Origin of the sequence: Flavobacterium sp., from assembly GCF_027483985.1 — a bacterium.
Classification (GTDB): domain Bacteria; phylum Bacteroidota; class Bacteroidia; order Flavobacteriales; family Flavobacteriaceae; genus Flavobacterium.
Map to the genome: position 1 here is coordinate 42,414 of NZ_JAIXTJ010000052.1, position 7,400 is coordinate 49,813.

10 protein-coding genes are annotated in these 7,400 nt (G+C 30.4%); 4 read left to right on the forward strand and 6 right to left on the reverse strand.

The window, feature by feature from the left end:
• Positions 1 to 105: 105 nt before the first annotated feature.
• Together Q0050_RS13620 and Q0050_RS13625 are read right to left on the reverse strand one after the other, a co-directional pair.
• Complete coding sequence (locus tag Q0050_RS13620) at positions 106 to 399, reverse strand: type II toxin-antitoxin system RelE/ParE family toxin (protein ID WP_298396934.1); 294 nt, start codon at positions 397 to 399, stop codon at positions 106 to 108.
• Positions 399 to 608, reverse strand: a complete 210-nt coding sequence (locus Q0050_RS13625) for a hypothetical protein (protein ID WP_298396936.1) — start codon at positions 606 to 608, stop codon at positions 399 to 401. The genes Q0050_RS13620 and Q0050_RS13625 overlap by 1 nt, the downstream gene beginning before the upstream one ends.
• An 84-nt stretch (positions 609 to 692) precedes the next feature.
• Between Q0050_RS13625 and Q0050_RS13630 the strand changes: the two genes are divergently transcribed.
• Entirely contained in the window at positions 693 to 1,754 is a 1,062-nt protein-coding gene (locus Q0050_RS13630; protein ID WP_298396938.1) for a DUF3810 domain-containing protein, read from the forward strand.
• A 1-nt stretch (position 1,755) separates the two neighbouring features.
• On the opposite strand, the gene Q0050_RS13635 is transcribed toward Q0050_RS13630, so the two are convergent.
• Together Q0050_RS13635 and Q0050_RS13640 are read right to left on the reverse strand one after the other, a co-directional pair.
• A complete protein-coding gene (locus Q0050_RS13635) occupies positions 1,756 to 2,166 on the reverse strand; it encodes a hypothetical protein (protein WP_298396940.1) in 411 nt (136 codons plus the stop codon).
• 9 nt (positions 2,167 to 2,175) lie between these two features.
• Entirely contained in the window at positions 2,176 to 3,480 is a 1,305-nt protein-coding gene (locus tag Q0050_RS13640) for an NAD(P)/FAD-dependent oxidoreductase (RefSeq protein WP_298396941.1), read from the reverse strand.
• A gap of 363 nt (positions 3,481 to 3,843) precedes the next feature.
• Between Q0050_RS13640 and Q0050_RS13645 the strand changes: the two genes are divergently transcribed.
• Complete coding sequence (locus Q0050_RS13645) at positions 3,844 to 4,338, forward strand: sigma-70 family RNA polymerase sigma factor (protein WP_290831486.1); 495 nt, start codon at positions 3,844 to 3,846, stop codon at positions 4,336 to 4,338.
• A 4-nt stretch (positions 4,339 to 4,342) separates the two neighbouring features.
• Complete coding sequence (locus Q0050_RS13650) at positions 4,343 to 4,966, forward strand: hypothetical protein (protein WP_298396949.1); 624 nt, start codon at positions 4,343 to 4,345, stop codon at positions 4,964 to 4,966.
• Positions 4,967 to 4,999: 33 nt separating this feature from the next.
• Here the strand turns inward: Q0050_RS13650 and Q0050_RS13655 are convergent, their stop codons facing one another.
• Positions 5,000 to 5,809, reverse strand: coding sequence for a 1-acyl-sn-glycerol-3-phosphate acyltransferase (locus tag Q0050_RS13655; RefSeq protein ID WP_298396952.1), 810 nt, complete (start codon positions 5,807 to 5,809; stop codon positions 5,000 to 5,002).
• 45 nt (positions 5,810 to 5,854) lie between these two features.
• Positions 5,855 to 6,493 carry a CoA pyrophosphatase gene (locus Q0050_RS13660; protein WP_298396955.1) on the reverse strand — a complete coding sequence of 213 codons (639 nt, stop codon included), beginning with the start codon at positions 6,491 to 6,493 and terminating at the stop codon, positions 5,855 to 5,857.
• Positions 6,494 to 6,561: 68 nt separating this feature from the next.
• Between Q0050_RS13660 and Q0050_RS13665 the strand changes: the two genes are divergently transcribed.
• Positions 6,562 to 7,005, forward strand: coding sequence for a DUF4268 domain-containing protein (locus tag Q0050_RS13665; protein ID WP_298396958.1), 444 nt, complete (start codon positions 6,562 to 6,564; stop codon positions 7,003 to 7,005).
• The last annotated feature ends 395 nt before the right edge of the window (positions 7,006 to 7,400 follow it).

A 7,400-nucleotide genomic window follows, 5' to 3' on the forward strand; every position in this document is an offset into this window, starting at 1 on the left:
AATTACTTTAATACGGAAATTTCACGAAATTACGGATTGCATTATTTATTATTAAAAAAACAAAGTTACAAAGTTTAATTTCTTTGATCGTTTTATTTTAGCTTGTTATTTTGGATATTTATTTGGATTTAAAAAAGTATTAAAAACCGAGATTTTATAAACAGTCTTGATTTTTTCATCGACAAAATAGAAAATTATAAAAGGAAACTTCTTGATTGGATAACCGTGGTAATCTTTATATCGAACTTGAAACAAAGGATTTATTTTTAAAACTTCGATATGCTCTTCTAAAGTAGTATAAAAATATTCTCCTAAACCAATTTGCTTATAATCGTAGTAATCAACTGCATCTTGAATATCAAGCAATGCTCTAGGTTCAATAACAATTTTATAATTCATTATTTCGAACTAAAACGAATTTGCTTTTTAACTTCTTCCCAAGCAAGGTAATCCTCTTTTTCAGATGAGTTTCTTCTTTCGTCCAACAAATCTTTCATTTCTTGATTAACAGAAAAGTCATTAATTAACGGCTCATAATTAAATTTTTCTATTAGCTTCAAAAAGAAACCTAATTCGTTATCAGGAATATTTAGGGTGATTTGTGTCATAAATAATAAAATTGATTCACAAATTTACAAAAAAAGAATTAGGAGTTCTTTAATTATAAGTATTTTTATGCCAAATTTAATAATGTGCAACGCAAATACATTCTCCCAATATTTCTTCTATTTCAGATTTTATTTCTGAAGATAATTGCTTTTTTTCCTGAAACGGTTGAACGTATTTATAGTAATAGTTTGTATGTTTATATTTCTAGAATTTCACAATCGCTTTTAGGAAAAATTCCTTTTTCTGTTGGAGATGTAATTTATGGACTATTGATTGTTTATTTACTGATTCAACTTTGGAAAACTAGAAAATCGTGGCGATTGCAATGGAAAAATAATCTATTGAAAATTATTAATGTTTTGTCAGTGGCTTATTTTCTGTTTCATTTTTTATGGGCTTTTAATTATTACAGAGTTCCATTGTTTGAAAAAATGAGTATTCAACGCGAATATTCTGATGATGATTTGTATCGTTTTACAGAGAAGTTAATTGCTAAAACCAATGAAGTTCATTTTAAAATTACGAAGGATAAAAACCTAAAAGTTAGTGTTCCGTATTCACAAGATTCGATTTTTAATATGAGCCAAAATGGATATGATCATTTGGGAAATCAATATTCTTTTTTCAAATATGAAACTCCGAGTAAAAAAAAATCGTTGTTTAGTTTGCCTTTGACTTATATGGGATTTGGTGGTTATTTAAATCCGTTTACAAATGAAGCACAAGTGAATGATAGAATTCCGATGGTTGGATTTCCGATGACGATTAATCACGAAATGGCACATCAAATGGGTTTTGCGAGTGAAAGTGAATGTAATTTTATAGGATTTTTAGCAAGTATTAAAAACGACGATTTGTATTTTCAATATTCGGCTTATCAATATGCTTTGCGTTCTTGCTTAAATATTATTGGCATAAAAAGTGAATCTAAATTTGAGTACTTCAAAAACAAAATCAATCCGGGAATTATAGAAAATTACAAGGAAAGTGAAGTTTTTTGGAAAAGTTATGACACTATAATTGATAAAGGTTTTCACGCTTTTTATAATCAATTTTTAAAAATGAATCAGCAAAAAGACGGTTTAGAAAGTTATAGTAAATATGTGGATTTGCTGATTAATTATTATGCGAAAAAAGAATTGTAATTTATTTTTTCAAATACTTTAATCTTAAAAATTGTCCAATTAAAACTATAGGAATTAAAAATAACCAATAGTAATAATCAAATTTAAAAGATAATAGGATTGCAAATAATGCAATAATAATTGATTCATATAAAAAAAGCTTTTTACAATCATAAATCGAAACTTCTTTTCTTAATCCTAAGAATTCAATTATAATATTAAAAATCATTAAAACTGGCCAAACAAGAATTCCATAAGTAAAAAAACTAAAAATAGATCCTAATATTCCAATTTGAATTACACTTAAAAATTCTTTTTCTAATCCTGATAAATATTCAATTAATTTTGAAAAAAAACCTAAAAATATTGTTCCGAATAAAAGACTAAGAAAAATTACAAAGTTGCTAATTATTATATCTAATCTAGTTTTCATAATATATACTTATACTTCATCACTCGTGAAAGTCACAAAACTTCTCTTTTTAAAAGGTCTAACGATTAGTCTTCCTTCTCTGTCAAAACGAACATAGTTATACACCCAATTTAGGAAAACTACAGCTTTATTTTTGAATCCGATTAGTGAAAATAAGTGTACAAACATCCACACAAACCAAGCAAAAAGTCCGTTGAAATGGTATTTTGGTAAATCTACAACCGCCAGATTTCTTCCGATGGTTGCCATTGAACCTTTGTCGTTGTATTCGAAAGGTTTCATTGGTTTGTTAGCTATGAATTTCACCAAATTTTCTCCTAATAAATCACCTTGTTGTAAAGCTGGTTGTGCCATCATTGGATGACCTTGTGGATAGTTCTCACTTTCCATTGAGGCAATATCACCAATGGCAAAAATATTATTGTAACCTACTACTTGATTGAATTGATTTACTCGAATGCGTTCTACTCGTTCTACTAGAGATTTTGAATCCAATCCGTGAATGGCTGCACCTTGAACGCCTGCTGTCCAGATAACTGTTGCTGTTTCAAAAGTTAAATTGGAATTGGTTATGATGGTTCTTCCGTCGTAATTGGTTACTCGAACATTTTTGTGCACAATTACACCTAAATCAACCAAGAATTTTTCGGCTGCGGCAGATGATTTTTCGGACATTGTGTTTAAAACTCTGTCGCCACTTTGAATCAAGTTGATTTCCATTTTAGAAATATCTAAATCGGGATAATCTTTTTGTAGAATGGCTCTTTTCATTTCGGCAAGTGCGCCTGCAAGCTCTACTCCTGTTGGTCCTGCGCCTACTAAAACAAAATTTATTAGCGCATTTTTATCTGCTTCATTCGTTGTAAGAACTGCTTGCTCAAAATTTTCTAGGATCAAACTACGAATATTCAGTGATTGCGGAATGGTTTTCATTGACATTGAATTGCGTTCGATTTCTTTGTTGCCAAAATAATTGGTTTTGGAGCCGGTTGCAATAACTAAGTAATCATAATGCAAATCGCCAATTTCTGAAATTATCTTTTGGTTTGGCGTATCGATTTCTTTTACGGATGTTAATCGAAAATAGAAATCTTTATATTCTTGGATTACTTTACGAATTGGATAGGCAATGGAACCTGCTTCTAATCCGCCGGTTGCTACTTGATAAAGAAGTGGTTGGAAGGTGTGGTAATTATGTTTGTCGAGCAAAACCACTTGTAGGTTTTTGTTTCTAAGCTTTTTAGCTATTGATAGACCTGCAAATCCGCCACCGATGATGACTACTCGTTTTTTATCTGATTGTGGAATGTTCATTGTAAAGTGAATTTTTCTAATATACAAATTTGGTGCTTTTTACACGAATTTCACGAATTTACACGAATTATTTTTGTTAGGAAATTACACGAATTTTGATGTTTTGAAAATAGTGTTTTGAAAATCTGATTTTAGGTAAGACAATTACTGTTTAGCCCTGATTGCAATGGAAATCCTTTAATTAATTGCCTTGGGTTAAAACCCAAGGCAATTAATTAAAGATTGGAATGGAAAGCAGGAATAGGGTTTATAGAAATGCGCAAGCGATTCGCTCCTTACCCTTCGACAAGCTCAGGATGACAAAGTTGAATTATATTTTTTGTATCTTGTAACAAAATCTAGTAAAGGTTTACTAACGTATATATGAGCGAGAATTTGGAACAAACGTTTGTGCAGCAATTGCGTGAAAATCAGAATATAATCCACAAGATTTGTAGGTTGTATACTTCTGATGGTGATGCGCATAAGGATTTGTTTCAGGAGATTACGATTCAATTATGGAAGGCTTTTCCGAAGTTTCGTGGTGATGCCAAATTTTCGACTTGGGCGTATCGAGTCGCTCTAAATACTGCCATTACTTTGTATCGAAAGAGTACTCGAAGTGTTTCTACAGTGGAGTATGAAAAGCATAGTTTTTTTATTAGTCAAGACGAATACAATAGCGAGGAAGAAGACCAAATTAAGTTGATGTATCAAGCTGTGCATCAGTTGAATGATATTGAAAAGGCGTTGGTTTTTATGTATCTGGAAGATAAAGATTATACAGAAATTGCCGAAACACTGGGTATTAGTGAGGTTAACGCAAGAGTTAAAATGAATAGAATTAAAGGGAAATTGAAAAAAATATTAAATCCGTAAGATTATGATGGAAGAATTGGATTTATTAAAAAAAGACTGGAAAAAGAACGAAAATTCTTTTGAACAGGTATCGGAAGTGGATATTTATAAAATGCTGCATAAGAAGTCGTCTTCAATTGTGAAGTGGATATTGATTATAAGCATTTTAGAGGTATTGCTTTGGACAGCAATTAGTTTGCTTTATAACTCAGATGAGTATTTTATTAAAACTCATAGTGAGTATTTAATTGAATATTTTAAATATTTAACGTTTTTTAATTATGCAGTAATTGCAGTATTTATCTATTTGTTTTACAAAAATTATAAAGCTATTTCTACGATAACTTCTACTAAACAATTGATGAAGGATATTTTAAAAACACGAAAAATAGTTCAATATTATGTTTGGTATAATCTAGGAATGATAGTGGTAAGTATGATTATTGGTTTTGTTTTAGTTTTTAACGTTGATCCCAAATTACACGAACTAACTTCAAAAGGAAATGCTATGATCTTTATGATTGCGTTTTGTACCGTTTGTATTGTTGTATTTGTTGGTTTATTTTGGTTATTCTACCGATTGATTTATGGAATTTTACTTCGTAAGTTATTTAGAAATTACAACGAATTAAAGAAAATTGATTTATAAAAGAAAAGTCTCGTTAATAACGAGACTTTTTTATTAATATTCCCACTGACGTAGGCGATTTAGTTTTTCTTGTTCTTCAATTTCTTCTATAGGAATTACTTTAAGATACGATGGATGTTGTTCGATTGCATACTCTACTTTTTCAACAATTTGCTCGATAGTTTCATTTTCGTAGTCAATTTCGAGTGGCTCTTTTATAGTGAATGATTGAAGTATATTTTTCTTTTTAAGACGTAATCCTTTCTTATCAAAAGAACGTCGAAAACCGTCGATAACTATTGGAACGACAATTGGTTTGTGTTGCTTGATGATGTGAGCGGTTCCTTTTCTTACGGGTTTAAAAGACTTTGTAGTTCCTTGCGGAAAGGTAATTACCCAACCGTCTGCCAAAGCGATTTTGATGTTTTCGGTGTCGTTTGGATTTACTTCTCTTTTTTCAGTAACATCTTTTCCTCCTGCTCTCCAAGTTCTTTCAACAGTAATTGCTCCTACGTATGCCATAATCCTTGGAAGTAAACCTGCTTTCATAGTTTCGCTAGCAGCAACGTAATAAACATTCATTTTTGGTTGCCACAGATAACCAACATTTTTGATGTTATCTTCTCTACCAGAAAGGCTTGCGTTAAACACGTGAAACATTGCTACCACATCGGCAAAATAGGTTTGGTGATTGGATATAAAAAGCACGTTTTTATCTGGTAAACTTCTAATAATTTCAGAACCATCAATTTGCAATTCATTAAATCCACGATAACGTCTATGAGTTATCACGCCAAAAATTCGGATAAGCCATTTCTTGATAAAAAGTATATGTCCAAAAGGATTTCGTTTAAATAATCCCATAAAATTCAGTAGAAAATTGAAATACAAACTTACAAAAATTAAACTTTATAGTACCATTTTCAATACATCTTTTAACTCACTTAACATCATAGCAGTAGCACCCCAAACGCTATACTCTTCAATTTGAAAAACAGGAACTTCAATGAATTTAGAGTAAGAAGTCTCTAAATTTTTATTACTAATAATAGAATCGTCTAAAAGAGTTGCTAACGGTAACTCTATAATTCCTGCAACTTCCTCTTCTTGAGGAGTAAACGTTAATTCTGCTTGAGAGACACCCAAAAAAGGATACACCAAAAAATTACTGGGAGGAATATAAATTGAGGAGAAATCTCTAATTACATTAATATCATTTGGATGAATACCTATTTCCTCATAAGTTTCTCGCAAAGCAGTTTGTTTTAAGTCAAAATCAAACTCTTCAACCTTACCACCTGGAAATGCAATCTGAGAAGAATGAACTCCAGGATATGAATTTCTTACAATTAATACTAAATGCGTAACCTCATTTTTAGGATAAAACAACATCATTACAGCAGCTTTTCTTACCGAGCTAGGATCATAACTATTTTCCTCCATCATTTTAACCCTTTCCAAAGGCGCCATTTTAATATGTGAAGAAATAGAAGGTAATTCTACATTCAAAACATTTGTGATAGCATTAAAAAACAAGTCAAAATTCATAGTTAATAGTTCTAATTATTTATAAATTTACCAAAAAAATAGAACAAACCCAAAAAATAAAATTCTATATGTATAGTAAAGAAGAAAGTTTAAAGATTAAAAAAGAATTTTGGGTACAATTTGCAGAAACATATCCCAGAAAATGGCTTTTATACGATACAAAGATAAAAGATGTTACTTTCAAATTCTATGTAGATAACAAAAAAGCACAAGTTTTATTAGACATAGAACCAAAAGAAGAAGATAAAAGAAAAATATATTTTGAAAAAATTGAGTCTCTTAAGACTATTTTGCTAGAAGAATATTTACCAAATTCAATTCTTGAACGAAACCATTACTTAGAAAATGGCAAAATTATAAGTAGAATATGGATTGAAAAACTAAATGTCAGTCTAAATAACAAGAACACTTGGAACGAAATATTCGATTTTTTTAGTGAAACTATGACTCAATTTGAAACTTTCTTTTTCGAATACGAAGAATACATTAAAGACCTAGAAACCAATACTTAGTATAATATTTATGGCGTGCCCCAAGGGTCGTGCTATCCGCTCTATCTTTTCTTTTTTAAGAAAAAAAGAAAAGGATGCCGCTACTATCACTCACGCAACCTCGTAAAAAAAACATCATTTTCAATAAATAAACTTCTAAACTGTCCATTTGGGATGGGTTTTCGAAAAGATTAAATCAATTCCTTATTTTAGTGTACTAGTATTTACGCAATAAATAGTAAACTTAAGTACTGATATTTCTGTTCAGATAGTTTTTACTCAATTTTTCTAAAATGATATAAAACAAAAAACCCTATCCGATATGGATAGGGTTTTCAAAAAGAAGGCGGCGACATACTCTCCCACAGTTATGCAGTACCATCTGCGCAATCGGGCTTAACTTCTCTGTTCGGAAT